At 30.7% G+C, this 26,746-nt stretch carries 21 protein-coding genes and 1 tRNA gene; 4 read left to right on the forward strand and 18 right to left on the reverse strand.

What is annotated here, in order from left to right; translation table 11 throughout:
* Positions 1 to 4: 4 nt before the first annotated feature.
* The 13 genes from ACXHHC_RS04825 to ACXHHC_RS04885 form a co-directional block, all read right to left on the reverse strand.
* Positions 5 to 553 (reverse strand): putative colanic acid biosynthesis acetyltransferase, encoded by a 549-nt coding sequence (locus tag ACXHHC_RS04825; protein WP_458228521.1) that lies wholly within the window; start codon positions 551 to 553, stop codon positions 5 to 7.
* Positions 543 to 1,100 carry a putative colanic acid biosynthesis acetyltransferase gene (locus ACXHHC_RS04830; RefSeq protein ID WP_458228522.1) on the reverse strand — a complete coding sequence of 186 codons (558 nt, stop codon included), beginning with the start codon at positions 1,098 to 1,100 and terminating at the stop codon, positions 543 to 545. Before ACXHHC_RS04830 ends, ACXHHC_RS04825 begins: the two co-directional genes overlap by 11 nt.
* A gap of 6 nt (positions 1,101 to 1,106) precedes the next feature.
* Positions 1,107 to 2,231 (reverse strand): glycosyltransferase, encoded by a 1,125-nt coding sequence (locus tag ACXHHC_RS04835; protein WP_458228523.1) that lies wholly within the window; start codon positions 2,229 to 2,231, stop codon positions 1,107 to 1,109.
* A gap of 31 nt (positions 2,232 to 2,262) precedes the next feature.
* On the reverse strand, positions 2,263 to 3,039 hold the full coding sequence (locus ACXHHC_RS04840; protein ID WP_458228524.1) for a hypothetical protein: 777 nt from the start codon (positions 3,037 to 3,039) through the stop codon (positions 2,263 to 2,265).
* Positions 3,036 to 4,034 carry a glycosyltransferase family 4 protein gene (locus ACXHHC_RS04845; RefSeq protein ID WP_458228525.1) on the reverse strand — a complete coding sequence of 333 codons (999 nt, stop codon included), beginning with the start codon at positions 4,032 to 4,034 and terminating at the stop codon, positions 3,036 to 3,038. Before ACXHHC_RS04845 ends, ACXHHC_RS04840 begins: the two co-directional genes overlap by 4 nt.
* A 2-nt stretch (positions 4,035 to 4,036) precedes the next feature.
* Positions 4,037 to 5,134 carry an acyltransferase family protein gene (locus tag ACXHHC_RS04850; RefSeq protein WP_458228526.1) on the reverse strand — a complete coding sequence of 366 codons (1,098 nt, stop codon included), beginning with the start codon at positions 5,132 to 5,134 and terminating at the stop codon, positions 4,037 to 4,039.
* Between the two features lie 13 nt (positions 5,135 to 5,147).
* Positions 5,148 to 6,131: an acyltransferase family protein gene (locus tag ACXHHC_RS04855; RefSeq protein WP_458228527.1), complete on the reverse strand. Its 984-nt coding sequence runs from the start codon at positions 6,129 to 6,131 to the stop codon at positions 5,148 to 5,150.
* The gene (locus tag ACXHHC_RS04860; RefSeq protein WP_458228528.1) at positions 6,124 to 7,659 is read right to left on the reverse strand and encodes a hypothetical protein; all 1,536 of its coding nucleotides are present in this window, start codon (positions 7,657 to 7,659) and stop codon (positions 6,124 to 6,126) included. The genes ACXHHC_RS04855 and ACXHHC_RS04860 overlap by 8 nt, the downstream gene beginning before the upstream one ends.
* A 2-nt stretch (positions 7,660 to 7,661) precedes the next feature.
* On the reverse strand, positions 7,662 to 8,717 hold the full coding sequence (locus ACXHHC_RS04865) for a CgeB family protein (RefSeq protein WP_458228529.1): 1,056 nt from the start codon (positions 8,715 to 8,717) through the stop codon (positions 7,662 to 7,664).
* Between the two features lie 14 nt (positions 8,718 to 8,731).
* A complete protein-coding gene (locus tag ACXHHC_RS04870; RefSeq protein WP_458228530.1) occupies positions 8,732 to 9,892 on the reverse strand; it encodes a glycosyltransferase family 4 protein in 1,161 nt (386 codons plus the stop codon).
* Positions 9,893 to 9,921: 29 nt separating this feature from the next.
* Entirely contained in the window at positions 9,922 to 11,142 is a 1,221-nt protein-coding gene (locus tag ACXHHC_RS04875) for a lipopolysaccharide biosynthesis protein (RefSeq protein ID WP_458228531.1), read from the reverse strand.
* Positions 11,143 to 11,721: 579 nt separating this feature from the next.
* Entirely contained in the window at positions 11,722 to 12,408 is a 687-nt protein-coding gene (locus ACXHHC_RS04880; protein ID WP_458228532.1) for an acylneuraminate cytidylyltransferase family protein, read from the reverse strand.
* 50 nt (positions 12,409 to 12,458) lie between these two features.
* A complete protein-coding gene (locus ACXHHC_RS04885; RefSeq protein ID WP_458228533.1) occupies positions 12,459 to 13,223 on the reverse strand; it encodes an HpcH/HpaI aldolase family protein in 765 nt (254 codons plus the stop codon).
* Positions 13,224 to 13,881: 658 nt separating this feature from the next.
* Between ACXHHC_RS04885 and ACXHHC_RS04890 the strand changes: the two genes are divergently transcribed.
* Complete coding sequence (locus ACXHHC_RS04890) at positions 13,882 to 14,133, forward strand: transposase (RefSeq protein ID WP_458229225.1); 252 nt, start codon at positions 13,882 to 13,884, stop codon at positions 14,131 to 14,133.
* Positions 14,134 to 14,179: 46 nt separating this feature from the next.
* Here the strand turns inward: ACXHHC_RS04890 and ACXHHC_RS04895 are convergent.
* Together ACXHHC_RS04895 and ACXHHC_RS04900 are read right to left on the reverse strand one after the other, a co-directional pair.
* A tRNA-Asp gene (locus ACXHHC_RS04895) sits at positions 14,180 to 14,253 on the reverse strand.
* A 122-nt stretch (positions 14,254 to 14,375) separates the two neighbouring features.
* On the reverse strand, positions 14,376 to 15,884 hold the full coding sequence (locus ACXHHC_RS04900) for an acyl-CoA dehydrogenase family protein (protein WP_458228534.1): 1,509 nt from the start codon (positions 15,882 to 15,884) through the stop codon (positions 14,376 to 14,378).
* A gap of 314 nt (positions 15,885 to 16,198) precedes the next feature.
* On the opposite strand from ACXHHC_RS04900, the gene thrA reads away from it, so the two are divergent.
* From thrA to thrC, 3 genes are all read left to right on the forward strand, one after another.
* Positions 16,199 to 18,646 carry a bifunctional aspartate kinase/homoserine dehydrogenase I gene (gene thrA / locus ACXHHC_RS04905; protein WP_458228535.1) on the forward strand — a complete coding sequence of 816 codons (2,448 nt, stop codon included), beginning with the start codon at positions 16,199 to 16,201 and terminating at the stop codon, positions 18,644 to 18,646.
* A 94-nt stretch (positions 18,647 to 18,740) separates the two neighbouring features.
* Positions 18,741 to 19,664 carry a homoserine kinase gene (locus tag ACXHHC_RS04910; protein ID WP_458228536.1) on the forward strand — a complete coding sequence of 308 codons (924 nt, stop codon included), beginning with the start codon at positions 18,741 to 18,743 and terminating at the stop codon, positions 19,662 to 19,664.
* A gap of 82 nt (positions 19,665 to 19,746) precedes the next feature.
* Complete coding sequence (gene thrC, locus ACXHHC_RS04915) at positions 19,747 to 21,045, forward strand: threonine synthase (protein ID WP_458228537.1); 1,299 nt, start codon at positions 19,747 to 19,749, stop codon at positions 21,043 to 21,045.
* A 72-nt stretch (positions 21,046 to 21,117) separates the two neighbouring features.
* Here the strand turns inward: thrC and ACXHHC_RS04920 are convergent, their stop codons facing one another.
* The 3 genes from ACXHHC_RS04920 to ACXHHC_RS04930 are packed head-to-tail and all read right to left on the reverse strand — an operon-like array spanning position 21,118 to position 26,735.
* Complete coding sequence (locus ACXHHC_RS04920; RefSeq protein ID WP_458228538.1) at positions 21,118 to 21,660, reverse strand: DUF1573 domain-containing protein; 543 nt, start codon at positions 21,658 to 21,660, stop codon at positions 21,118 to 21,120.
* A gap of 2 nt (positions 21,661 to 21,662) precedes the next feature.
* The gene (locus ACXHHC_RS04925) at positions 21,663 to 23,759 is read right to left on the reverse strand and encodes a DUF4838 domain-containing protein (RefSeq protein WP_458228539.1); all 2,097 of its coding nucleotides are present in this window, start codon (positions 23,757 to 23,759) and stop codon (positions 21,663 to 21,665) included.
* A gap of 12 nt (positions 23,760 to 23,771) precedes the next feature.
* On the reverse strand, positions 23,772 to 26,735 hold the full coding sequence (locus tag ACXHHC_RS04930) for a hypothetical protein (protein ID WP_458228540.1): 2,964 nt from the start codon (positions 26,733 to 26,735) through the stop codon (positions 23,772 to 23,774).
* Positions 26,736 to 26,746 lie beyond the last annotated feature (11 nt).

Genomic DNA, 26,746 nt, shown 5'->3' on the forward strand with positions numbered 1-26,746 from the left:
AAGCTTAACTTTTAAACTCTCTCTCTTTAATAAACTTTGCAGGGTTTCCTCCTATAATTGAAAATGGTTCTGTATTTTTTAATACTAAAGATTTTGCACCAACAACAGTATACTTTTCCAAAGTTACACCAGGTAAGATATAAACACCTGTTGTTACCCAACAACCTTCTTTAATATGTATAGGTTTTGTAATCATGTCAAAAGTTAAACTATTCACATCATGACTCCCAGTAATCAAATATGAATATTCACCAATACAACATTTGTCTCCAATTATAATTTTATCCAAACAATAAGCCCATGATTTATTTCCTAAACTTGACAAATGCCCCATTTCTAAATTCCATGGATGATCAATCTTAGCTGTTCTATTAATATTTACAGTGTCACTTAGCTTAGCTCCAAAAACTCTCAATAAAAAAATACGTGGTTTCTTTATCTGATTTGGGAAAACTCTAAAAAGGGTTGCATTTATAATCTTCCATAAATGACTTTTTATTTTCTCCTTTAAACTAAAAGGAGTTGTTTGTACAGGGCTAAAATTAATTTCCATTTAATACTCTTTTTTTTATAAATTTTGCAGGATTACCTCCAACAACAGACCAAGCTTCAACATTTTTAAATACTGCTCCTTTAGCTCCCACAACAGCTCCTGTATAAATAACAACGCCTGGGCCTACAAATGCATCTGCTGCTACCCAAACTTGATCTTCAATTACTATTGGTTTTAGGACTAAATTGTTTTTAGGATCAGAAATATCATGTGTTGATGCACATAAGTAACTCTTTTGGGATATTGTGGTATTAGAACCAATAGTTACTTTTCCTTGATTGTAGCAATCTACATTTTGTCCCAAACAAGTATACTCACCCACCTCTAAATTCCATGGTGCCCATATTTTAACATCAGAATGGATAATTGATCCTTTTCCTATTTTTGCACCAAATAGCTTAAGTACAGTATTTCTCCAACTGTTAAAAAAATTTCCTTTAAAAGGTATAAAAACAATTATTCTTGAAATATTCCATATTAATCTTGCTATTTTATTTTTCAAGCTAAAACTATGAGCATATTTGGATAAATCAATTTTATTTTGCATATTATATTAGTTTTTGTTTAAACACCTCTCATAAAACCTAAACATATCTTTTGCAACAGTTTGAATAGTATATTTATTTTCTATCAAGTTGATACCATTCTCTCCCATCTTTTTTATATCATCGTACTCTAGATCTAAAGCCTGTTTTAAACTACTTACTAAGTTTGTTAGAGATAAATCTACCCACCAACCACATTTTTCAGAATCTAACTCGCTCCATGGAGTTCCTTTAGTGGTTATTACAGGTATGCCTATACACAGAGCTTCAGCCACAACAATTCCAAAATTTTCGCTATGAGTAGGTAATACAAATACATCCGAATCACAGTATAACTTCCACTTTTTGTCTCCATATACTGCTCCAACAAAATCAAATTTATCTGAGACATTATACTCTACAGATAGATTTTTCAATTCTTCAATGTAACTATGTTCACCATTTCCAGCAATTGTGACTTTTATTCTAGTATCTTCAATCATAGAAACAGCTTTTATTAATAAGTCTATCCCTTTCTTTGGATGTATTCTAGATAGAAATAAAAATTTTACAGTTGTTTCTAATTTATTATCCCACTTCTTTTTAGGTAATGTATGTGTTTCGATTCCATTGGGTATAATAATAGATTCATTATTATATCCTAATTTTTTAATCTGTTTTAGTTCAGTGTCAGCAGTTGCATGTAAAGCAACTGCTTTTTTTAACGACTTATTCTGATATAAAAGTAATGCTAGTTTTTTCTTTAAAGGATTTCTATTTAGTATATAAGGCTCTAACATACCATGAGGAGATATAATTACCTTTATACCTAATTCTTCTGCACTCTTTTGAAATAATGAATTCTCATAGTTCCACAATCCATTAATATGAACAAGATTAGGACACTCTTTTTTCAAAAAAGAAAGATATTCCACTTTTAATTTTTTAACTCTGGTATTTTGAAAAGGCGTTAAAGAATTACTTTCAAAAAACTTTACTTCAACTCCTTTAATTTCTACAGGTTTTTTGCTCAATCCTGATACAACCATCTGTTCAAAATTAAACTTTGCTAGTTCTTCAGCCAACAACTTCATATATGATGTTGTACCTCCACCCGTCTTGTCTATAGATGCTATAAAATGGACTACCTTCATAATTACTTTTTTGATTAATTACTATTCCTGCTTAAAGTTTTATCATTTCCTCCCTATAAAACATATCTAACACTCCACCTTTAGTTAAATTAATAATAGATATATTTTCTTTTTTTGCCTTTTTTGAAATTTTATGTAAGTCATTTAAATGCCTTGAATGCATTAATAAGTCTATTATGTAATTGCTTGATGTTTTTAAATTATTTTCATCATTAACTCCATAAAAGTGACTTGTTGAATTTATAATCTCATGAGCAATACCAGTAGCTTCAAAACCAGTAAAATATATGTTTTTAAAACACTGTTTTATTGCAAATTCAATACAAAAACCTCCTACTCCGACACAACTAAAAGGTGACTGAAGTGCAACCCAATAAATTGATGTCCCCTTATCAATATGATCTTTAAATTTAGGATGATTTGCCCAAGAAGCTGGCATCACAAAAGTAATGTCAGGTACCATCTGTAATATTTCATCTAACCACTCCACAGACCATTCTCCACTGATCATTTTTGGATCTATAAAAAAATGAAATTTTGGTCTCAACTTTTTATATAAAGGATGCTTAAAACCTCTATTGACAAAAATTGTATTCCACCCTTCAAATTTGTTCAAATCCTGTTCTTTTACTGAGGGAGAATTTAAAACTATCAACACATTCTTACCTTTACATATGCTACTAATATCCTTATTCGTGTTAATAGCTTTTCTTTCTTGTTTATTAAATAATTTTATAGTTTTTACCATACTATTAGCAATGGAACATATAAAATCATCTTTTCTAACCATTAATTGCCAAAAATTCATATGCGTTTATTTTTTATTTTTTTGTTCAGAAGTTCATATAGTTCTACATAACTCTCAGCTATCTTCTTAGCTGAAAATCGTTCTAAATTTTTTGTCCCTTTTTCTACAAGTTTCATCCTAAGCTCAGGGCTATTCTGTAAATTTTGTAATGCTTTTTTTATTTCTTTAACATCAAAAGGATTTACCAATATTGCACCTTTACCAGCGACATCATTCATAGGTGCTATATTACTTGTAATTACCGGGCGTCCTACTTGTTGTCCTTCTAAAATAGGTACTCCAAAGCCCTCATGCTCAGAGGCGAAAAAAACAATATCAGACTCATAATAACACTGTAGCACTTCCTCTCTTGTTAAGTTGTATCTAAATTCATAACAAATATTTTCAGAAGTTAACAACTGTTTAAGTTCCTCTGTAGGTTTTCTTAACAATAACAATTTAAAGTCCGTTCCTTTTACAGCCTCTATTAATCTATTCAAATTTTTTATAGGGCTACTTCCTATCTGTAAAACAACAGGATTTGTTTTGTCGAACGCTTTAGGTATAAATTTAAAATCGGTACTGCAAGGATTAGGTATAACAACTATTTTGTCTGGACTAATATTGCATGTGTCGATTAATTTCTGTTTCGTATAGTCAGATATTGTTGTTATGTAAGCAACCTTTTTTAAGGGCCATTGTAACCATAAATACTTTATTACAATTTTACGGATACCCTTTAGATTTCTTTCATACCTACCTATATCATGTACCGTTAAAATAGTATTACTTCCTTTTAAAAATAAGGCAATGGTATGAATATCTCCTGTAATATGATTTATTTCACCTTGATGATTACGAGCTTTCCAAAAACTATGGTATCGTTTCCATTTTTGTGTACATTTAAAAATACTTATGCGTAAATTACTAGGAAGTGCAGTAAACAACTGTTCAAAAACGGTTTCTATGCTAAATACCCCCTCCATTTTGGGACGAAAAAAATAACTTATTTTCATAATCAAATTCTTTTTATTTTTAATAAGAAACTTGTGTATGGCAATTTTAAAAAAGACAATTTCCACAGAATTGATTTTTTTTCCAAAAGATAACTTATATATAGAAACGGCATTAAGAAAATAATTTGATAAGTTAAGTTTACTTTTTTCACATCAAAAAACAAAAGTATTGGATAATGTAAGACATATATAGCATAACTTCCTTCTCCTATTTTAAAAAAAAGCCAATTTAATATATTCTGTAAATAAGAAAATTTCACCAAGTTTCTACAAACTATAAAAAAGTAAAAAATAGCTCCAATAATCATTCCTCCACTTATCGACAAAAATGTTTTTGAAGGAATATATTCTTTGAATATTTCAAGTAAAATTCCTAAAATAAAAACAAGTGTAAAAAATAAATGATATTTTCTTCCTTTTAAATAGGTTTGTGCAACTAAATACCCAAAAATCCATGTACCGAAAGAAGCGAAGAAAAGAAGATAGGGTACAAAAAATATTTTTTTACAAAATATTACAAATGCTATTGAAACACATAAGTAAGAAACATATTTAAAATAAATAGATAAACGATTTAAGTAATAATAATTAACTAAATAAATAATTGGAAAAAAAAGATAGAAGAACATTTCTACACTCAATGACCATAAAGAACCATTTAAACCATATGGTACAAACCATGAAGCTTCCATTTCTCTACCTGTCTGTAAAAATAGTAGATTTCCTATAAAATTATTTAAACTATAATCTTCATTTTGAACTAAGTTACTTAGCTTCCCCAGTATTAAAGTAAATATCAACGTAATTAAATAAAGCGGTAAAATTCTTTTGATTCTTCTAAAATAATAGAAATCAACACTCTCAAAAGAAAGTAAATTTCTTTTGTTCAGACTCAGACCAATTGAAAACCCTGATAGTACGAAAAAAAACATCACAGCTTCATGGTTCAAATCAGATAAAAATTGCAGCAAATTAAATATTATTTGGCTTGTGTTATTGTAGAACCTTTCTCTATTTATTTTAAATAAGTGATGAAACAAAACCAACAAAGCAGCCATTCCCCGTAGGCTATCTAATATTTTTATTCTCTTTTTTTCCATTTCCAAAATAATTTTATAAGATTAATTTATCTAGATTAATTTTTTTTATAAATTCATATATTAAAACAGATATAAACAAAACCATAGAAGTAGCTATATAAGGAAAAACAAACTTAAAGCCTATAGACAAAACATCTAACTTGTTTATTTCCAAAACATTATACATTATAGTTTTACTTATAGGATTTAATATATATACAGCTAATGTATTAACTCCTAAAAAACCTATTAAATGTTTTATTTTAGAATTAATTATAATTTGTTGTTGTAAGATAGAAATACAAAATAAAGAAGAACTTACTAACACTGTTAAGGTTATATATTGAGAATGATTTTTCCCAAAATACTCAAGTATACTAAATTCTACTGGGATAAAAACTACACATACCCAACTATATTTATTTAATCTTGGAAAATTATTTTTAGCCAACTCAATCCCCAAAAACACATACGGTAACCAAAACACAAAAGGTCTATCTCCCAATTTCTGAATTGAAGAGGGTAGTATATCAATAAAATATCCAACAATTATGTAAGTTATTACTATTAATACTATTATACATATTCTTATCCATTTAATAGCGTATAATTTTAATATAAATGGGAATAAAACAATTAATTGTAATAACACTATAAAAAAATATTGACCAGGCCATCCGTAACCAGAAAAATATCTAGTGATTAAAGACCTTAAAGTTAAATCATTCCAATCTACCGATATTAAAAAATAAAAAAAACTCCAAATAAAAAACACCCTAAATACATCTAAAAAACGTTTGACTATATATTCTTTTTTTTGTGTTTTATTTCTTTTGTCGTAAGATGTGTAAAAAAAATAAGCCCATAAAATAACAAAACATGGCACAGCAAAACTAAATATATTTACAACAAACATTCTTGATACTTCATTAGCTCCAAACAAATTTGAACTGTGTATAAAAACAACTCCTATAATTGAAAAGCATTTGATAAAATCTGCCTGAAAATTTCTAACCATATATACATCTTTTAAACAATTTTACGATAGTGTACATTATCAAATAAGTGACAATGCCTTGCCAAAACATTCTTAAACAAAAAGCTATATCTAACAATATTCCATTAGAGTTTTTAAATAGGCCAAACAAACTAAAAATATTCATTAAACCATATGCCGAATAAATAAAACTACCCGATTTAAAAATCACTAAATTATTCAATAGAAAAAAAACAAAACATGAAACAATAAATTGAAAAGGGAAGTACCAAAAACTAAACGTAACCAGTCCATCTCCTACATGACTTGTTACTAAATAACTTCCCAAACTACCATTTGATAATAAATCGGCTCTACTATAAGTGAAATTTTGCTTACTCAAACTAACCCCAAACATCTTTAAAACTGGATTAGGAAAAATTAAAATTAATTGATTTATAAAATCCTCTTGCATCTCTTCATCGCCAAATCCTCTTCTATTTGCATGATAAAGTGTTTCGTCTGTAATACGAATATTTGCAAAACGATTCAACATAAAATTATCAATATATTTTTCAGTCCAACCTTGGCTATAATGCGTAACATCATTCTCACGTTCACCTCGGCTAATCTTAATTTCATTCATTAATTCTTTATTCTGGAATGTCTCAACCGTTATTTTAAATAATTCTTCTTTAGAAATATCAGACCTCATTCCTCTCGTGTACAACATGGCATATGACATATCAGTTAACATATTTAAACCGTAAACAAAAAACAGTAACAATAAAATAAATAGTTTTGGAGACATGACTTCACTAACCTGGATGTTATTTTTTATCATGTAGAGAAAGAACAAAAGACCATAAATGGCAATTGGAGTAATCATTTTTCCTCGGCTGTTAGAAGCTATATTAATAACAAAAACAACCAACAAATACAACCACACCAATCTTTTATTTTTATATTCTGGTAATCTCATCATATCTGGAAACAACAAAACTGTAGGAGCATATAGTAAATAGCCTAAACCATCTAAAAACTTACCTCCTACATTTCCGTATTCCGCTATTCCTTGGTTAAATGTATAAAGGCGTACAGCAAAACCTATAATTCCCAAATACCATATAAGCTTAGGTTCTATTTTAAAAAAATTTAAATCTATCAATACTGATTGTAACCCGGTAGTTTTAAATCTATTTTTGGGTTTACAAATCAAATAAAAAGCTAATGAACTTAAAAGAAATAAAAGAGTTTCATAAATAAATGTTTGATACGGTAACTCTAGACCTATAGTTATAGGATTTCCTTCTGCCAGAGTAGCAATTAATGGTAAAAACCTGTACATAAACATGGACAGATACATTAAAAAAGCAAATGGAGAATATAGTATATATTTATTTTGCAAAAAAAATGAAAAAACAAAATAAGATATTAACGCCATTACACACCCCACAACGTTTGGTAGCGTAGGAAAAAAAAAGATTTCCAAGGGTATTGCAATTAAAAGAATAATACCTAACCATTTTTTTAGATGCTGTAATATGTATGATACTTTTACTTCTTGCATTTTTAATTATGTACCTTTTCTAACATTCTTTTAATTGTTTTCATATTTGAATAACCCGAACTTTCACAGCGTTCTCTACCTAATTTAACAACAGAATTACGCTCATTCTCATGTTCTAAATAAAACTTACATTTATTCAATAACTCTTCATTTGAGTCAAAAAACTCTGCTTCTTTTCCCTCTTCAAACAGCCTTTTATGTTCGTCGGTTCTTTCTGCAAGCATAAAACCTCCGCAAGCTGGTATTTCCATAGTTCTAGCGGTTTGCTGATCTGCGTTAATTTTTCTTAAAAAACATAAAGAAATCTTAAAAGCTCTGAGTGCTTTAGGATAATCGTCTGAAAACAGACCATCATACACTTCTAAATTAGGATGATAATTCTTATAATCTCTCCATTTTTTATTTCCAAAAACTTTTACACGAATACCATTATTTACTAAAAAAAGGATACTATCACATCTTTCCTGCTCCCAAGTTCCTATAAACCCAACATCTCCACCTAGTTTATCTTTTTCTTCAATGGTTAATTCTCTTGGAAAATGAAAATCTTCATGATAGGTCTTATTAATAAAATTTACATTTTTAAAACCTACTCTTTTCAAATCTTTTACTATGTGAGATTTTGTTGTAAAAGTGTAGTCATAGAGAGAAGCACATTCTAAATAATTTTGACTTTGATTAAAGCGCATCATCATATTATCTGGTGAGAACCCAACGATACTGCACTTTGGTAGTTTTTCTTTAATTTTTTTTAGAGTACTCTTTTCGATAGTTATTCCTTTATCAATCCAAACAACATCGTATTTGTTTTGATTGACAAATGAAATAATTTTTTTATTTGCGTTAGCTAAATCAGGTAACTTTATAGGAAGCCCCATATTAAATAACTTATTACATACTTTATAAATAAGAGAAACATTAGCTGTTGTATCCACTTCATTTGTGGAAACTGAACATTTAGTTATGGCCTTATGTCTGTGCAAGCATGTATTACTGTTTCCATATGCACTAAAACCACCAATAGATAAAACTTTTATACCTTCTTTTCCGCCTGACATAAGTTAGATTCTAATTAAATTGTTTTAAAACTATCGATTAATGACTTCCATTGATTACCATAATCATCCCAACCACCTATGTTATTTGCTTTCTGTATTGCCTTTTGACTCATATTATACTGAATGTCTGGATTATCAGCCAACAATTGAAATTTTTCCAAAATTTCATCTGAGGATCTAATTTTAACAATAAAGCCCTCATCACCATCTTCAAACAAATCTAAACCTCCTGTATTTGTTGTTGTTATAACAGGACAACCACAAGCTAGTGATTCACCGAGAACCATACCAAAGCCATCTTCAATACTAGGCATTACAAATACATGAGAAGAACTATAATATTTTTTTAATTCAACATTACTCACATTCCCTTTAAAAACAACATTCTCTATGTTTTTATTAATCAACAAACTCTTTATCTCTTTAGAAATATTTCCAATAACTAGAAATTCTTTATTAGGATGATTTAGTTTTTCAAAAGCATCAAGCGCATACATAAATCCTTTTCTTAAAGAAATTCCTCCAACCCAAATAACTCTAAACAAATCTTTTGGGGTTTCTACAGTTTTATTAAACCTTGATAAATTTATTCCGTAAGGAATTTTTATAATTTTATCAGGATTCACTCCTTTAGAAACAAAAGAATTCTTAGAAAATGTAGATGGTATTGTTATTCTATCAGCTAAATCATATTCTTCTAACTCTTTATCAATAATTCGTGGATCTATTCCTTTGTAAATAAAACCCCATTTATTATATTCTTCTTTTAAAATTTCATCTTGAAATTGAATATGAGAAGACCCCCTATCACAAATATATACACCTCCTTTACTTTTAGTAACTTTTGCGCTTTGAAGACCTGAGCTTGACAATGCTATTAAAATAGTTTTGTCTTTTATTTTAGAAGCAGCATATTTATCTACAAAAAACTTATCTAGCCAAACCCAATCTTTATTTAATTTATCAAAATTATTGAGTCCTACGAGATGTCTTTTCATGTATGGAGCATGTAGGTATGGAAAAGTTTTTATTTTGTTTCTATCAATCCCTCTTTCTTCCTTTAATTTAAACATAGGGTATCCAGTGTAAATTTTATCTAACAATCCAAATCTTTCCATTTGTCTGGCCAGATGAAAATGATGGAATCTACCTATTGATATCTGAGTAATTTTCATGTTTTTGTTTTTGAAAATGTAACTAATTTTTATTTTTTACCTAATAAGCTCTTTAATTGTAAATTACTTAACTGAAAGCTAATGAAAATATCTTTAAGACTCATTTTCATTAGCTTTAAACTTTTAGGGATAATCATAACAGCCATCAATACATCTAAAGTTACTGAGCCAATAGCTGCCCCCAATAAGTTTAAATTAAGTGCAAAAAAATAAGTCATAACAACGGAAATAATTGCAGATACAATCCCTGCTATAGCAAATTGGTAAGGTTCATTTTTAGCTCTAAATACAGGCTCAGAAGACCACCAAATCGCATTAAATAGAATACCTACTAAAAAAACATACCATATCGTTGGTTCTAAATACAACTGTTTTTGGGTCCAAACACCATAAAACCAAATACCAAAAAAAGCTAGAAACAAAACACCTAAGAATGCTAGGAGCAATGAAAAAATCATACAAAAACTATAGATTTTAGTAGCTTTGCTTTTGTTACCAGCCCCTATTTCAAACTGTAATTCTGGAAAAATACTTGAACTAACTATATTTAAAACTTGATTGACTGACCTACTTAAAGTTCTTACTGTATTAAAAACAGCAACCGCCTCTGGACCAAGAACTATTCTAATGACAAAAGTAGTTCCTTGAAAATAAATGGCTTGCCAACCAGGGAACAACATATAGCCTAATCCCTTTTTTGTAATATTTTTAGTTTCAACATTATCAACAACTCCTTCGACATTTCCAAAATCTAAAAGCTTGCTACCTTTATACCAATAGAATAAGTTAAATAGAATAATAACTACCAATTGCGATAATGAAAACGCAATAACTCCATAGCCTAATAATAGTACCAACATACCACTTATAACACTTAACAGTGATTTAACCGTTTTTAAATTTATACTTAATGAGGCTTTACGAGCAGCAATGTATAATGAATCTATCAACTGAATATAAAAATTTAAAAATCTAGCTAGAATTAGAACAGAAACTGCTACTGTAGCATCGAAAGCATTAATTAAAGACTTTTCAAATACATCATTATATCCAAGAACACATAGCACTAAAACACTTAATGTTATAGCAATTATTAACATTTTAGAAATAATTTTTAAACCACTCTTTCTAATATTAGCCGCTTTTTGTTTGTCTCCAGAAGCATATGCCAACACAAAGCTATTTGCTGCTGCTGAGCCAAAACCTAAGTCACTAAAAGCAAAAACACTAGGAATTATTGTTAATGTCAACCACTCGCCATAATAAGCAGCTCCCCAACTAGTTATAAAAAAAGGAACTAACAACAACTGTTCTAACATCCTAACCCCCTTTGTAAGTACTGATGCAAAACCATTCTTTAAGATGTTCTTTTTTACTGTTGACATTATTTTATCTTCAATTTTATTATTTACATAAACAATTCAAAATTATTTATGTATAAATTCGTATTTTTTATTTCCTTGCTACCGCTCCCTCAAACAACTTATCTACAAATCACTATAGCTTTCACTGAATAAGCAACTTCTTGTTAATACTTATACTCTTTTAATGCATGTTTAACAATTTCCATTTTAAGTGTTATCAATCTACATAATGTTAAAATACTAGCTCTTTTCTAATTCTTTATATAGATATATTAATTTGATAAGTACCTATACTCCATAAAACCTAGGTTATATACTATCAATTTCAGAAAATTTACAATCTGCGCTCCTTTTTGAAAATATAATTTAATTACTAATTTCCTTAGAAAACTTATTGTATTCCTCCTTTTCACCAAGTTTTTTTCTCCAAAATTCAATAATTTTCATTTTAAAACTCTTATATTATTAATTATCCTGAGTGTTTCTTAACTTGTAAATCATCTCTGCCAATAAAAAGTCATCTGGCCAATCAACATCAATTTTTTCATACCCTTCAGATTGTAACAAGTATGGTTTTACTCCAATTCTGTCTTTAAGAGCTATATAGTTTTCCCTACTGTTGATAAAAAAACCACTATTTAGCTCATATAGTGGAGGTAAAGTTTGAGTCCTTGGCCATTTCTCAACTTCTCTATCGTAATTGTATGCCTTCTCATCTTCTCCCCACAAAAAAGTTTGAATTTTATTAACAGTCATCAAACTGTCATAGCCTTTATCCAAGTTCTCGTAGTATTTTTTAATTCCTCTATTGATAGAATCTGAGGTAATGAAAGGAGAAGTTACATGAGTCCACAAAATATGCTCATCCTCAATTATTGTAGGCACATAATCGACAACATCATCAGTACTAGTAGAAGACATCGCTAAATACTCAGGGCGAACGTCAATTACAATTTTTTTATGATTTATTCCTTCAGCAATTTCCATCACTTTTTTATCATTTGTTGATACTACTATTTTGTCAACCAAAGTTGCATTGATCAAACTTCTAAGCTTGACTTCTAACAGTCCTCCCTCTACTCCAGCAAATTCTTTTGTGTTTTTGTTTGGAATTCTTTGACTTCCAGCTCTACACGGTAAAAAAACAGTCATATTATTGATTTTATAGCTTTAATTTTTTGTTTTATCCAACTCAGTCCAAGTTATCTGTTTAAACCTCTAACAACTTCTTTAAAAGTCTTCATCAATATCCCCACATCTACCGAATAAGATATGTATTGCACACCGACTTCTTTCCACATTTTTGCACTTTCATAAGATTCTGTAAAAGTTCCTATTAACTTACCCTCATTCTTAGCTATTTCAACTGCATCTTTCATTGCTTTTACAACATCGGGATGAGTTGTCTGTCCCGGAACACCACAAGATTGTGATAAATCATAACAACCTAGAAAAATAACATCAATACCATCAATCTTTACAATTTCACTCAAATTTTCCACCCCCTCTAAACCTTCTATATGTACGATAGTAAGGATTGAATCATTGGCTAAACTAAAATGATCATCTGATTTTATATTAGTATACTCTGCAGCCCTTACATACCTACACATTCCTCTTTCGCCTTTTGGAAAAAATTTAGTTGCTTTTACAACTTTATTAGCATCTGCTACTGTACAAACTTGAGGAACTTGTATACACTTAACCCCAACATCTAATAGTCTTAATATTAAAGTCTCTGAGTTTTCCGTTACTCTGACAACTGGTTCAATCCCTGATGCTTGTGCTGCTCTTACCATATTTTGAACCGATTCAACGCTATATGGACCATGCTCCATATCTATAATCACAAAATCAAACCCACTATAAGCAGCTATATCAACAATTGCTGGATCTTGTATTTTGCAGAAAGGTCCATAAACAAACTTGTTATCGCTTAGCTTTTCTAACAATAAATTTTTTCTCATTTTTTTTTATTAAGTGATCAAATATACAACATACTTTACGCCCCCATATACTACTTCTCGAAATTTAACATAACGACCATAAGAAATTGAATTATTTAACTTAAATATTACATACTTATAAAAACCTAAATTAAAAACCAGACATGCATCAAAACATTTAGTACCTTGTTACAGTCCTTTACTTTTTTTATGCTAAATTATAAAAGAACCAACTATAAAAAACAACCAATACGCAGGTTTAAAACCGACTTTAAAGTAAAGACATAGCAGTCAACAATTTAGACGATAGTTTTTTCTAACATTTTTTAAAGCCCCTAAATATATGTCTCAATCTCAAAAGTCAGATTTGAATTAGGATAGCGTTAGTTTTTGAGTTTAAAAATTATTGTTTTAGAACCATCTCTAAACCTATTAAAACTTATACTTCCTGAATTCTTAATCGATAATTTCCATTTAGTACAGCACACTAAAGCAGATGAGACACTTCATCTATATTTTAAAAAGAAAACAACACCCCCTGAAGAGTTTGAGAATCAAATAATCATTGCATACGGTAGATTTTCACAAGGAAATAACCGTACAAGACTTTCCTATTAGAGGAAACACAGTATATCTACATATGAAACATAGAAGATAGCTTAATAAAAGTAATGGACAAATTCTTCAAAGAGATAGGGAACAAGCAGCTAATCCTATACATCTAAACTACAGATCAATATTAAATTACTTTAACAATAGAAGTACAAATGCTGCTACGGAATCCTTCAATGCCAAAATCAGAGCATTTAGAGCTCAGTTTAGAGGGCTTAAAAATGTAGAATTCTTCCTCTTTAGACTAACTAATATTTACCTAAACACAACTACTAGGAATGCCCCCCAGAACCCTTTGCATCAACTTATTTCAGGATAGGACAAGACAATAAAAAAAGCCTCTCTAATTCCTTAGAGAGGCTTTGCGGTCTGGACGGGACTCGAACCCGCGACCCCCTGCGTGACAGGCAGGTATTCTAACCAGCTGAACTACCAGACCGTTGCTGTTAGCGGTTGCAAATATACAACATATCCTTACTTTTACAACAAAAAAAGAAAGTTTTTTTCATAAAAAAATCGATGCGTAAGGCATCGATTTTTTAGTAACTCATTTATAGCTATTTACGAAAACTCTAACCAAGAACTTTCGTTTTTATAATCTGTAATTAACAAAGTACTTTCTTGAAAAGTTAAAGAACTTACGCTTGCAACAACTTCATGCCTTAACGAAGTAATACATTCAGCAACCAAATCAGACCTAAATCCTTTAGCTCCTAAATCAACCACAAAATTTGCAGAAACCACACGTCCTATAATCTTTCCTAAATCTACCATTTTACGTTGTGGTAAATCCATATTTAAATTAAAGCTTAGTGCTTCTTTAAAAAACTCAGAAGATTTCGTTGTTAAATCGTACTGTGTTAAAAAGTCAAATAAATTGGTAATCTTCTTACGCTTCATTAACTTCATAACTGCTTCAGAAATTTGAGTATATAACATTTCGTTAGATCCTTCAAAAATCATAAAAGCCCTACTGTCCATAATTCCTCTAGCTCCAATGTTCTCTTCTTTATAACCAGAAGAACCCGATAACTGAACTAAAGTTTGTGCAGCTGCTTGCATCATATCTGTAATAACAGATTTCATACTATTGGCTTCTACTTGTTGCATCGCCAATTCGTTATCTATTCCACTGTTCTCAGAACTACGAGCACACATAGCAGAACATACTGTAAATGCAGACTGAATATTGGCTATTTGTTCTTTTACCTTATCCAATGCCAACAAATTCTTACCACCTACTATTCTGGTATTACAGTGTTCAATAGCCTCGTCCATCATTCTCTTAATGAACCCCATTGCCATACCAGGAAATTGCATTCTAGACCTGTGTAACAAATCCAACATCAATTTAATTCCTGTACTTCCTCCTTCTAACTTTTGATCTTCGGGAACCGTTAAATCTAACTTATTATTACCATATGGAATTGCATACAATCCTGCATTGTTATAATATTCTTCTACAATAACTCTTTGCTCAGGATCTTGATTGTCTGCGATAAAGAAATCTATATCTCTACCTAATCGTCCATCTTCTCCTTTATTTCTAGAAGTAATTAACCAGTAATCTGCTAATCCTGTTAAACCTTGCCAATGCTTGTATCCTTCTATGTGGTACTTCCCATCTTTATAAGTATTAGAAGTCTCCATACTTAATGCATCAGATCCGTAACTTGGTTCTGTAATCATTAACCCCCCCATGTTTCTTTCTTGTAAGAAACGTTTAAAAATAGGAGCCTTAACAGTATCCTTAGCATATTTTGCTACGGGTTCTAGAAATAAAGCAATGTTAATTCCAAAAGTTAAAGACAGTGGTAACGATTCGTAAGATGCAGCTTCTAGAACACCTAAACATTCTTTTACTTTTACTCCTCTACCTCCGTATTCTTTAGGAATAGCAACAGATAAAGGATTCTTTGCCATTATGTCTCTAAAGACTAATGATGGAAACCCTCTAACTTGGCTAAATTTCTGAATATCATCTTTCTCGTAAAAAACACTCTTTAAAGTATCCTTAAAGTCCTTTAAAAAAGCTTCGTAAGAAATATTTGGAATTTCTTTTAGTGACATATATATTGTTTGTCTTTTTTATTTGGTGATGCAAATATACAATTCTTATAAGGATTTTTTGCTCCGTACTTTGTTAATACTGTTATTTATAACGTATTTTATCAACATTTAAACTTCTATTTTTAAATATTTTGTTAATTTTGGCACGTGAAAAATGGTAAACTTACATATACAACTATTACTTTCTTAACTATCACCCTTTGGGGTTGTCTTTGTTATTTATATGTATAAACCAGAAAATCTTGAAATTTAATCGATATGAATTCAGTTAAAAATCAAGTACAATTATTTTTCTCATTCATCACATTAATCATATGAAAATTTTAAAGTTTGGAGGTAGTTCTATCGCCTCATCTGCAAATATTTTAAGAGTTATAGATATCTTAAAGAGTAATAATCAACAAGTAGCTGTTGTTTTTTCTGCAGTTGGTAAAACTACAGATGCTTTATTAAGCATGGCTGCTAAAGCCGAAATTCAAGATGACTCTTACACTGATGATTTAAATCAACTGGAAGAAAACCACTTTAACATTGTTAGAGAATTAATTCCAGTAAATAACCAAGGAAACGCTCTAAGTGGTGTTAAAAAAATCGTCAATCAATTAGAAAATATTTTAGAAGGAGTTTCTTTATTACAAGAGCTTTCTCCTAAAACTAACGACACTATTGTAAGTTATGGTGAGTTTTTATCTACTTACATTATTACAAAAGCTTTGCAATGTTTAGACATAGATGCTGCTTATAAAAACTCTGGTGAGTTGATTATTACAAACAGCAACTTTGGAAATGCTACAGTAATACAAGATATTACAGCTAACAATATTAAAGAACACTTCTCTAGCAACAAACACGCAATTACTGTTTTACCAGGGTTTATTGCTTGTAACGAAAAAGGAGAAAAAACTACTTTAGGACGTGGTGGTTCTGATTATACTGCTGCTATTATTGCTGCTGCTTTAGAAGTTGAACAATTAGAAATTTGGACTGATGTTAGTGGTATGTATACTGCCAACCCAACAATTGTAAAGCAAGCTAAACCTATAGAGAAATTAACTTATAGCGAGGCTATGGAATTGTCGCACTTTGGAGCATCTGTTTTATATCCTCCAACAGTGCAACCTGTAATGAACAAAAACATTCCTTTATATATTAAGAATACTTTTTCTCCAGAAGATGCAGGTTCTTTTATAAATGATGAGAACACTAAAGGAAATGGAATTGTTAAAGGAATTAGCCACATAGACAATATCGCTTTAGCTACTGTAGAAGGAAATGGATTGATAGGAATTCCTGGAGTTTCTAGAAGATTATTTAGTGCTCTTTCTAAAAGAGATGTAAACGTAATTTTAATTACACAAGCATCTTCTGAGCATTCTATTTGTATTGCTATTGATCAGTTAAATGTTGAGCAAGCAGAATTGGCAATTCAAGAAGAGTTTGCTTATGAACTAAGCTTAGGAAAAATTGATCCTTTGCATATTGAGAAAGACATGGCTATTGTTGCCATTGTAGGTGAAGAAATGAAAAGCCACCAAGGGATTAGCGGAAAAATGTTTAGCGCTTTAGGTAAGGATAATGTAAATATTCATGCCATTGCTCAAGGGGCTTCAGAAAGAAATATATCTACTGTAATAGATAGTAAAAACGTTAAGAAAGCTTTAAACAGTTTACACGAAGAGTTTTTTGAAGATCATATTACAAAACTGAATTTATTTGTTGTAGGAGTTGGAAATGTTGGTGCCAAATTAATTGAGCAAATAGAACAACAAAAAGACTATTTATTAGAAAAGTTACAATTAAATATTCAAGTAGTTGGAATGGCAAATTCCAAAAAAATGATTTTCAATGCTGAAGGTTTAGATTTAGTTTCTGACTGGAAACAAAACTTGATTGATAATGGACAGGACTTAAATCTAGATTTGTTTCTAGAACATGTTAAAGAAATGAACTTAATTAATAGTGTATTTGTAGACAATACTGCAAATGCAACTATTGCTAGTTTATATGCCGATTATTTAAAAGAGAGTATTGCCATTGTTACTTGTAACAAAATTGCAGCTTCTTCTGAATATGCTACCTATGCAGAGTTAAAAAAATTATCTCAAGAATACAACGCTCCATATTTATTCGAAACAAATGTGGGTGCTGGGTTACCAATTATAAACACTTTAAACAACCTAGTTCAGTCTGGAGATCAAATTAAAAAGATTCAGGCAGTAGCTTCTGGTTCATTAAACTTTATTTTTAATTCGTTTGTTGGCGATGCCAACTTTGCAAAAATTGTAGACGAAGCTGGTGAATTAGGATATACAGAACCAGATCCAAGAATTGATTTAAGTGGTGTTGATGTTGCTAGAAAAATATTAATCTTAGCGCGTGAAAGCGGTGCTAAAATGAATTTAGAAGATATTGAAAACATACCTTTCTTACCTAAGACTAGTTTAGAAGCAGATTCTATCGAAGACTTTAAAAAGACGTTGGTAGCAGAAGCGGCTCACTTTGAAGCTATCAAAGAAAAAGCGGCTGCAAACAATGCTGAATTAAAATATGTAGCAGAGTTTGTAGATGGTAAAGCCAATGTTTCTTTACAAGAGGTAGACAACAAACACCCTTTTTCTAATTTACAAGGAAGCGATAATATTGTATTGTTCTTTACAGAAAGATACCCTGAGTATCCTTTAATTGTAAAAGGTGCTGGTGCTGGTGCAGATGTAACTGCTTCTGGTATTTTTGCAGATATTATTAGAATAGGAAGAGGGTAATTGATTAGTACAAAGTATTAAGTACAAAGTACTCAGTATTCAGTGCAAGGCAATAACCTTTGTACTATGTACTCAGTACTAAATACTATAAAACATGAAAGAAGTAAAAATATTTTGTCCTGCTACCATAGCCAATGTATCCTGTGGTTTTGATGTATTAGGGCTTTGCTTAGATGCTACGGGTGATGAAATGGTAATTAGAAAGGTAGAAGAACCTGGTGTAAAAATTACCCAAATAATTGGACAAGACTTACCTTTAGAAGCCACAAAAAATGTAGCCGGTGTTGCGGTAATTTCTATGTTAGAGAAGTTAAACAATACTACAGACGGTTTTGAAATAGAAATCTATAAAAATATAAAGCCTGGTAGTGGAATTGGAAGTTCTGCTGCAAGTAGTGCAGGTGCAGTATATGGTGTAAACGAATTATTAGGAAAGCCTTTTAGCAATCACGATTTGATTGAGTTTGCCATGAAAGGGGAAGAACTTGCTAGTGGAGTACCACATGCAGACAATGTAGCTCCTGCCCTTTTAGGAGGATTTACGTTGGTTCGTTCTACAGACCCTTTGGATGTGATTAAACTAAATACTCCATCGGAATTATTTGCAACCGTAATACACCCTCAGATTGAAGTAAAAACGGCTGATGCTCGTCAAATATTAAAAGGAAAGCTTCGTTTAAAGACTGCTATAACCCAATGGGGTAATATAGGAGCCTTGGTTAGTGCGTTGTATACGGAAGACTACGACTTGTTATCTCGTTCTTTACATGATGAAATTATAGAGCCTATTCGTTCTATTTTAATTCCTGCTTTTGACAAAGTAAAGGAAGAATGTAAAAATGCAGGAGCATTAGGATCTGGAATTTCTGGTTCTGGTCCTTCTATTTTTGCGTTAAGTCGTGGAGAAGATACCGCCAAAAAAGTAGCCGAAGCAATGAAATCGGTTTACGACAACGTGGGTGTTGCATACGACATTCATATTTCCAAGATTAACGATCAAGGAATGAAAATTTTATAAAAAAAGTGTATTCGTTTATTTGTGTATTCGTTAAACTAAAGACGAATAAACAGATACACAAAAAACATATCAACATAATAAAATGAAATATTTTAGTTTAAACGAAAATGCTCCTGATGTATCTTTTAGAGATGCTGTAGTAAATGGTATTGCTCCGGATAGAGGGTTGTATTTTCCAGAAAGTATTACGCCTTTATCAAAAGATTTCATCAACAACTTAGACAAGTATAGTAACGATGAAATTGCCTATGAAGTAATTAAACAATTTGTAGGTGATGAAATTCCTGAGAACGACTTAAGAGCAATTGTAAAAGAAGTACTTTGCTTTGATTTTCCTGTAGTACCTATTGAAGAGAATGTGGGTTCTTTAGAGTTATTTCATGGACCAACAATGGCCTTTAAAGATGTAGGTGCACGTTTTATGGCTCGTTGTTTAGGGTATTTTAATCAACAAGAAAAAAACGACAAAGATATTACCGTTTTGGTTGCAACTTCTGGAGATACAGGAGGTGCTGTGGCAAGTGGTTTCTTAGGAGTTGATGGAGTAAATGTTGTTATTTTATACCCTAGTGGAAAAGTATCTGAAGTACAAGAAAAGCAATTAACTACTTTAGGACAAAACATTACTGCTTTAGAGGTTGAAGGGGCTTTTGATGATTGTCAGGATATGGTAAAAACAGCCTTCTTAGACGAGTCTTTAAAAGAATACAGAACATTAACTTCTGCAAACTCTATTAATGTTGCACGTTGGTTGCCACAAGCTTTCTACTTTTTCTTTGCATACAAACAATTAAAAGACAAGTCTAAAGAGGTAGTCTTCTCTGTTCCTAGTGGAAACTTTGGAAATATTTGTGCTGGTATGATTGCTCAAAAATTAGGATTACCTATCAAAGAGTTTATTACTGGTACAAACGTAAATAGAGTCGTTCCTGCTTATTTAGAGTCTGGAGTATACGAACCTAAAAAAACCATTCCAACCATTTCTAACGCAATGGATGTAGGTGCACCAAGTAACTTTATAAGAATTGAAAAATTACACGATTTTGATTTAGAAAAGTTACGTAGTAACTTAAAAGGGTTTTCTTACACAGATGAGGAATCTACAGCTGCTATGGGTCACTTATACAAGAAGTTTAACTACGTTGCAGAACCTCATGGTGCAATTGGTTACTTAGCTTTAAAAAACTACCTAAAAACCGCAGAAAACACACAAGGTGTATTTTTAGAAACTGCTCACCCTGTTAAGTTTTTAGATGTTTTATATACTGGTGTTGCAGAAACTATTGAATTGCCAGAACAAATTAAAGCAGTAATAGACAAGCCTAAAACGTCTATTAAAATATCAGATTATAACGGATTAACTGATTTCTTAAAATCATAATCCTAACTATCATAAAATAAAAAAGCTCAAGTAAAATTACTTGAGCTTTTTTATTTCTATTTTTTTCTGTTTCTAAAATTTCATTTCATCACCTAATTTAATAAAGTAACCTTGTTGGTTTGTATTACCTTCAACTCCCCTCTCCATAAGATTATCCTTATTCTCTTCTAAATAGATTTTATACATCTCTTCATAATCTCGAGTGTACTCTGCATTAGTTACTACATTAACATCAAAGACAACTGTTTGCTTCATCTTATCTTTAATATTCGCATAAATATCTATGTATGCCTCTACAAACCCAATATTCTTTCTACTATCATAAGACACATTAATGTATCCAAAGCTCTCTGGTAAAATTACAGATTCTGGATATTCTACTTCTATACAACCACAAGAGGTAATTACATCTTTAATAACTAGAGCTTTATCACCAGTATTATAGAACTTGTACGCAGTATTTAAAACCGAACCTCTAATTATAGGGTAATAATGACGTAAAGTATCTTCTACTTCCATAGAAGTTTTTTCTAGAGAATTCAATGCCTGGTTTCTTGCATGCTGTCCACAGGACAGTGCAGCCAAACAAATAATAAATACGATCAGTTTATTCATCTTTATTTTAAAAATCTTATCTCGTCAATTGCAATTGATCGATTCTTATTTACAAATCTAATATTATATAAGAAATTACCATTTGTTTTTGGCAATAAAATCTCTTGCGTTTGCACATATGGTGTTTTAGTTTTTTTAGTAGAAAGTGCAACTTCTTTAATTAGCTTATTATTTTCATTATAAATCTGAATTAACGAAGGCAAATAAATTCGATGTTTTGTATCTCCTAAAAAACCTATTTCTAATTTTGTAATTTCTTTATTTACACACTTATGATTGTCTATGGTTAGTAAAAGCTCTTTTCCGCTATATATCAACCAGTTGTCATTATAATTATTAAAACCAAAAGACCCATCATTTAAAACACCAATATTGCTATAATCTTCATCTAACTTAGAAAATGTTCTAATATTATTTTTATAATAAGAATTATTTAAATAGATACGATTTAACAGTTGGTGCCACTGAGAGATATAATGTAAAAACTCGTCTTTCTTTTCGTTTATATTAAATAGGCCTGTTTTATTAACTAGTTCCTTAAGTTCATTTAGCTTGCTATTTATAAAAGGGTTTATTTTCATCGAGTTATTAGTCAACTCGATAAATCCATCTTTTTTCATGCTGTTAATACGCATCAACTCTAGCTCAAGATACAATAATCCTATTTTAACTTTGTTAATTCTAAAAGAATCGAACTTATTTATTTCTTTTAATAGTGACTTAATTTCAGCTAGCTCAAGATATCTATTTTTTGCTTGTTCTAAACCACTATATATATTTTGTTTTTTATTTAATCTAACTCCTCTATCTTCTATTGTGGTTAAATATTTAAACAAAATAGATTTTAACTCTGGATAATATCGCTCTACACCTTCTTTTATTAGCTTCTCTACAGAAGCATCTGGATTGTTTAACAAATTCGCCAACACATGGTATTTAACCTCCTCTAAAACAGAGTAGTCATAACCACTCCCATGTAAAAACAAACCGGTTACTCCATTTTCTGTATACGACTTAATATTTTGCTGGGTACTCTTGTAAATAGGATAAAAATCCATGTAATTGTCAAAATTAACGACATAATCCCATATGTAAATATTGCCTATTTTAGAATTCCAATCAGAAATTTGACTTAAAAACTTTCTACCTTTTGGTGTAGATTTTAAAGGCAATGCTTCTTGACAGTCTATAGTACTTAATAAAACTCCAACATTGTGTGGCAATTTAAAACTAGGTGGATTTTTAGTGGTAACATAGCCCAAAGACCAAAACGATAATTTAGGATACGTTTTAGCCAACTTTGTTAATAGTGAATAAACAGCAGGTGTGGCACTTTTCTTAGTATTCCCTTTGGCTTTACATAATGGACATTGACATACAATTGTATTGTCAAACGGTGCTATCATAAAACGTTTTAACGATGAATCGTTTATAATAGATTGTTTTATGTTTTTATGAATTAAGCTCTCTAACTCTGTACTAGAAAAACACAACTGTTCGTAATTTCTCTTTCCATTGTGCAGCGCAAAAGCCAAATCTGATGGCTTTTCCTTCTTTACCCATTTATGAATATTATGTCCCCATAATCCCCATTCTAATTCTAAGTAATTGGTATGATAAAAACTTCTGTTTGTCTCTTTAAAATTCTGAGAAAAATAAACCTCTTTGTATTCTAAAGACGATGTAATAATGGGCTTCTTTAGCATTTTCCTTTTGATAAGAATATCACCTGCTAAGGTTACAGAAAAATACTCATTCATTATATAATTTACAGCATCTACAAAACCTTTTTCATTACTAGCACTTATTTCTAAGTCATTTCCGTTTAAAACAACATTATATCTGCTTATAGATTCTGTTACTTTAAAAAGCACATTTACTCCTTTGCTTTGTTTTTTAGATGAAAAAGAAATTCTTAGACCAGATCTATTATAAATCTCTTTCTGAAAAAGACTCAAAGGCCTTGTTAAAACATTACTATATTTTGCTAAATAAATAACGGGTTTACTTATTCCTTTTTGGTAAAAGTAAATGTCCTTTTCTTGCGAAAAAGTTGCTAGGGTAAACAACATTAAAAATGCAAGAACAAACTTTTTCATATAATTTGGGGCTTAAAATTTAGTTTGTATGGTAAAATATAAATGGTATTGATCTACTCTTTTTAAGATACTCAGATTTCCAGTTCGTGTATTCGTATCATCAAACTCAGGCTCTGTGGTGATGACTTGAAAATTATACCAGTTTCCTTGAATTCCGTATCTGTATTTATGATTTTTATTCCACCAGTAACCTGCTCCTACCATAGAATTCGTATAGGTTAGCAAGGTATTTATTTGGAAATTGTCCTGAAATTCATCCTGCGGTGCATTCCCTACAGAGGCCATTGCCGTAAAGTAGTCACCATTTTCATTTATATTGTATTTTCCTTGAGCGAAGAAACTGTTATAAAATCTAAACTTACTTCCATCCACAAAAATGTTAAATTGTTCATCTGTGTTAAAAATAAATTGTTCCCCATAAAAGATATTAACTCTTGCAGTTACAAGGAAATCACCTAACTCTTTAGAAGCACCTCCTTGAATATTAAAGAAATCTCTTCCGTTTTGTAATCTGGTATATCCTAAACCTAAATTAGCCTCCCATGCATTGTCTAAAGACTTATAAGCATTTGCAACAATCTTTACTCTTGGGAAAAACTTAGAACCATAATACCCATCCAATTGAGCGTACAATTCTTTATCGAATTTATGTACCCAAGTACCTCTTAATTGAAGTCCAACTCCTGTAGCTCTAGAGGCATAGTACAACGCTCCACCATACTCGTTGTTTTCTAATCTTTTTAAATAATAGATACTAGCCAAGGCAGACGCAAAACTCTCCTCACCAGAATACACTCTTAAGTAAGAAACTCCTATATGATCTTTTAATGGCTTATAACTTAAGTAATTTAAATGATCTGTTAAGTCTACCTCTTTTGGTGCTAGACTCATTTTTTGATAATAGTAGGCATTGGAGTAATCCTGCATCATCTCAAACGCGACTCCTTTTTTATATAAAAAGAAACGTCTTTCTGGATTGGGTTCTATTTCCAATGCTTTGTTAATGTATATCATAGCATTGGACGTATCTTTTGCCTTTAAGGAAAGATTTACCAATCTTTGATATGCTGCTATATTTAAAGAATCGGATACCAATACTGAATTGTACAACGTATTTGCTCTAATTGTATCTCCTTTCTCTTCTGATAACACACCTAATTTAAATCTTTCTTCGGCTAAAATCCCAGAAAGTTTAATATCATCAGGATCTTCATCACTTAACTCTTCTAACAAAGCTGTAGCTCTATCATGTTCTTTTAATCCAGAAAGTGCCGCTATTTTTTTAATCTTAAAATCAATAACATCTGGATGATTGTATACAGCACTATCTGCATACGTTAACATTCTGTCATATTCCTTTAACGCATCAGCTGCATTTATTGCATAGGTATAAGACAATGTCGTTTTTCTATTAACTTCTAAACTTCTATCTGCAATTGGAAATGCCTTTTTAAACTGTTCCTCTAACAAAAGCTCTTGTAAATACAATTCTGAGTAGTATACAAATTGTTTCTGATACTTTTCTTCATCAGGAAACTCTTCCATTAAACTCTCTACAATTTCCATTGCTCCTCTATAATCTTTAGTATCGATTAATAACTGAGCCTTTTTTACCAAGTTAATTTTTTCACCTGGCTTACTTTCTACCATAGCATTAATCTGCGTTAATGCCTCTTCTGTATTATTTTGTAGTGCATATATTGCAAAAATATTACTGTTAGCAATTGCCGAATAATCTGGGTATTTTTTAAGAATAAAATAATTATCTAATGCCGCTTGGTATTGTTCCTGTAGCGTAAACTCCTTTGCTTCTTCTAATAAAACTAAAGCATATTCTTGATTTATATCGTAATCTCCAGGGTGTTTTTCTTTCAATTCGAACACAGATTTTCTATACCTTGGCGTGTCTTTTAATCTTTTGTAAACATACATTTGTTTTACCAAAAGCTCTTTGTTGTTAGGACTTCTTAACAACCCTTCAGAAATTAACAATAAAGCCTCGTTATAATGTCCTTTGTCTATAGACTTGTTTAACAGATATGTATATGAATCTTTGTTACCATCTAAACCATAAGACTTTCTATGCAATGAATATGGATCTGTATTCTCATAATACAAGGCCGCTTGGTGTGTTAAGTACTGTTCTGTTTCTCTTAAGAAAGGACTAGGAACTTCATTTCTTTTAGACTTTAGATAACTAATAGCAGCATCGTATCTCTCTAACTGCTCTAAACATCCAATTTTTTTACGGATCAAATCCAAATCGTTTGGATAATATATTAATGCACGTTCTGCGTAGCCTAACCCCTTCTCTATATTACCTGCAGAGTTTTCTAAGTTTATCAACCTTATTAAGGTCTCTTTATCGTCGGGACTTTCCTTTAAGACCTCTAAGTAGGTTTGTCTTGCTTTGTTAATATCTCCAGACTTGGCTCTTCTAAGTCCTTCTTGACTCATAATGTAATTATAATTCGCATCAACTACAGAATCGTTTGGAAATATTTGTCTTAATCGTGTAACAGCTCTCTTAACTTCTACATAATTTTCCATTTCGTTGTATATGGCTATCTTTCTTAGCCATAAACCTCTCCAATATGGTGTTTTCTCTAAAAGTTCGTTTACATAACAAATAGCACTAGAATATCTTTTTGTTTCATATTCTACTCTTACTAAGTAATGTCTTGCTGCAACATTATTATCGTCTTGTATTATTACTTTTTGAAGATAATAACGAGCACTATCCATCATCTTTAGATTCATATAACTTTTTCCTAAAAGTTGTTTTAAATCTATATCATATGGTGTTTTTCTTAATCCTTGAATACAAAGATCTGCTGCCCCTCTATAATTACCTGCTTTATCTGCTTTTAATCCTTCTTCTAAGTAAACATTCTCAACCAAAATTTCTTGTGAGAATAATTGGTTTACCCCTGTTAGTAAAAAGAAAATTATATTTAATCGTAAAATTAATTTCATAGTAAATAACT

Source organism: Wenyingzhuangia sp. IMCC45574 (genome assembly GCF_054182685.1).

What these genes read in the sequence shown, in the direction of transcription:
- ACXHHC_RS04825 (WP_458228521.1), bottom strand. Translation starts at nt 553, where the DNA reads ATGGAAATTAATTTTAGCCCTGTACAAACAACTCCTTTTAGTTTAAAG.
- ACXHHC_RS04830 (WP_458228522.1), bottom strand. Translation starts at nt 1,100, where the DNA reads ATGCAAAATAAAATTGATTTATCCAAATATGCTCATAGTTTTAGCTTG.
- ACXHHC_RS04835 (WP_458228523.1), bottom strand. Translation starts at nt 2,231, where the DNA reads ATGAAGGTAGTCCATTTTATAGCATCTATAGACAAGACGGGTGGAGGT.
- ACXHHC_RS04840 (WP_458228524.1), bottom strand. Translation starts at nt 3,039, where the DNA reads ATGAATTTTTGGCAATTAATGGTTAGAAAAGATGATTTTATATGTTCC.
- ACXHHC_RS04845 (WP_458228525.1), bottom strand. Translation starts at nt 4,034, where the DNA reads ATGAAAATAAGTTATTTTTTTCGTCCCAAAATGGAGGGGGTATTTAGC.
- ACXHHC_RS04850 (WP_458228526.1), bottom strand. Translation starts at nt 5,134, where the DNA reads ATGGAAAAAAAGAGAATAAAAATATTAGATAGCCTACGGGGAATGGCT.
- ACXHHC_RS04855 (WP_458228527.1), bottom strand. Translation starts at nt 6,131, where the DNA reads ATGGTTAGAAATTTTCAGGCAGATTTTATCAAATGCTTTTCAATTATA.
- ACXHHC_RS04860 (WP_458228528.1), bottom strand. Translation starts at nt 7,659, where the DNA reads ATGCAAGAAGTAAAAGTATCATACATATTACAGCATCTAAAAAAATGG.
- ACXHHC_RS04865 (WP_458228529.1), bottom strand. Translation starts at nt 8,717, where the DNA reads ATGTCAGGCGGAAAAGAAGGTATAAAAGTTTTATCTATTGGTGGTTTT.
- ACXHHC_RS04870 (WP_458228530.1), bottom strand. Translation starts at nt 9,892, where the DNA reads ATGAAAATTACTCAGATATCAATAGGTAGATTCCATCATTTTCATCTG.
- ACXHHC_RS04880 (WP_458228532.1), bottom strand. Translation starts at nt 12,408, where the DNA reads ATGACTGTTTTTTTACCGTGTAGAGCTGGAAGTCAAAGAATTCCAAAC.
- ACXHHC_RS04885 (WP_458228533.1), bottom strand. Translation starts at nt 13,223, where the DNA reads ATGAGAAAAAATTTATTGTTAGAAAAGCTAAGCGATAACAAGTTTGTT.
- ACXHHC_RS04900 (WP_458228534.1), bottom strand. Translation starts at nt 15,884, where the DNA reads ATGTCACTAAAAGAAATTCCAAATATTTCTTACGAAGCTTTTTTAAAG.
- thrA (WP_458228535.1), top strand. Translation starts at nt 16,199, where the DNA reads ATGAAAATTTTAAAGTTTGGAGGTAGTTCTATCGCCTCATCTGCAAAT.
- ACXHHC_RS04910 (WP_458228536.1), top strand. Translation starts at nt 18,741, where the DNA reads ATGAAAGAAGTAAAAATATTTTGTCCTGCTACCATAGCCAATGTATCC.
- thrC (WP_458228537.1), top strand. Translation starts at nt 19,747, where the DNA reads ATGAAATATTTTAGTTTAAACGAAAATGCTCCTGATGTATCTTTTAGA.
- ACXHHC_RS04920 (WP_458228538.1), bottom strand. Translation starts at nt 21,660, where the DNA reads ATGAATAAACTGATCGTATTTATTATTTGTTTGGCTGCACTGTCCTGT.
- ACXHHC_RS04925 (WP_458228539.1), bottom strand. Translation starts at nt 23,759, where the DNA reads ATGAAAAAGTTTGTTCTTGCATTTTTAATGTTGTTTACCCTAGCAACT.
- ACXHHC_RS04930 (WP_458228540.1), bottom strand. Translation starts at nt 26,735, where the DNA reads ATGAAATTAATTTTACGATTAAATATAATTTTCTTTTTACTAACAGGG.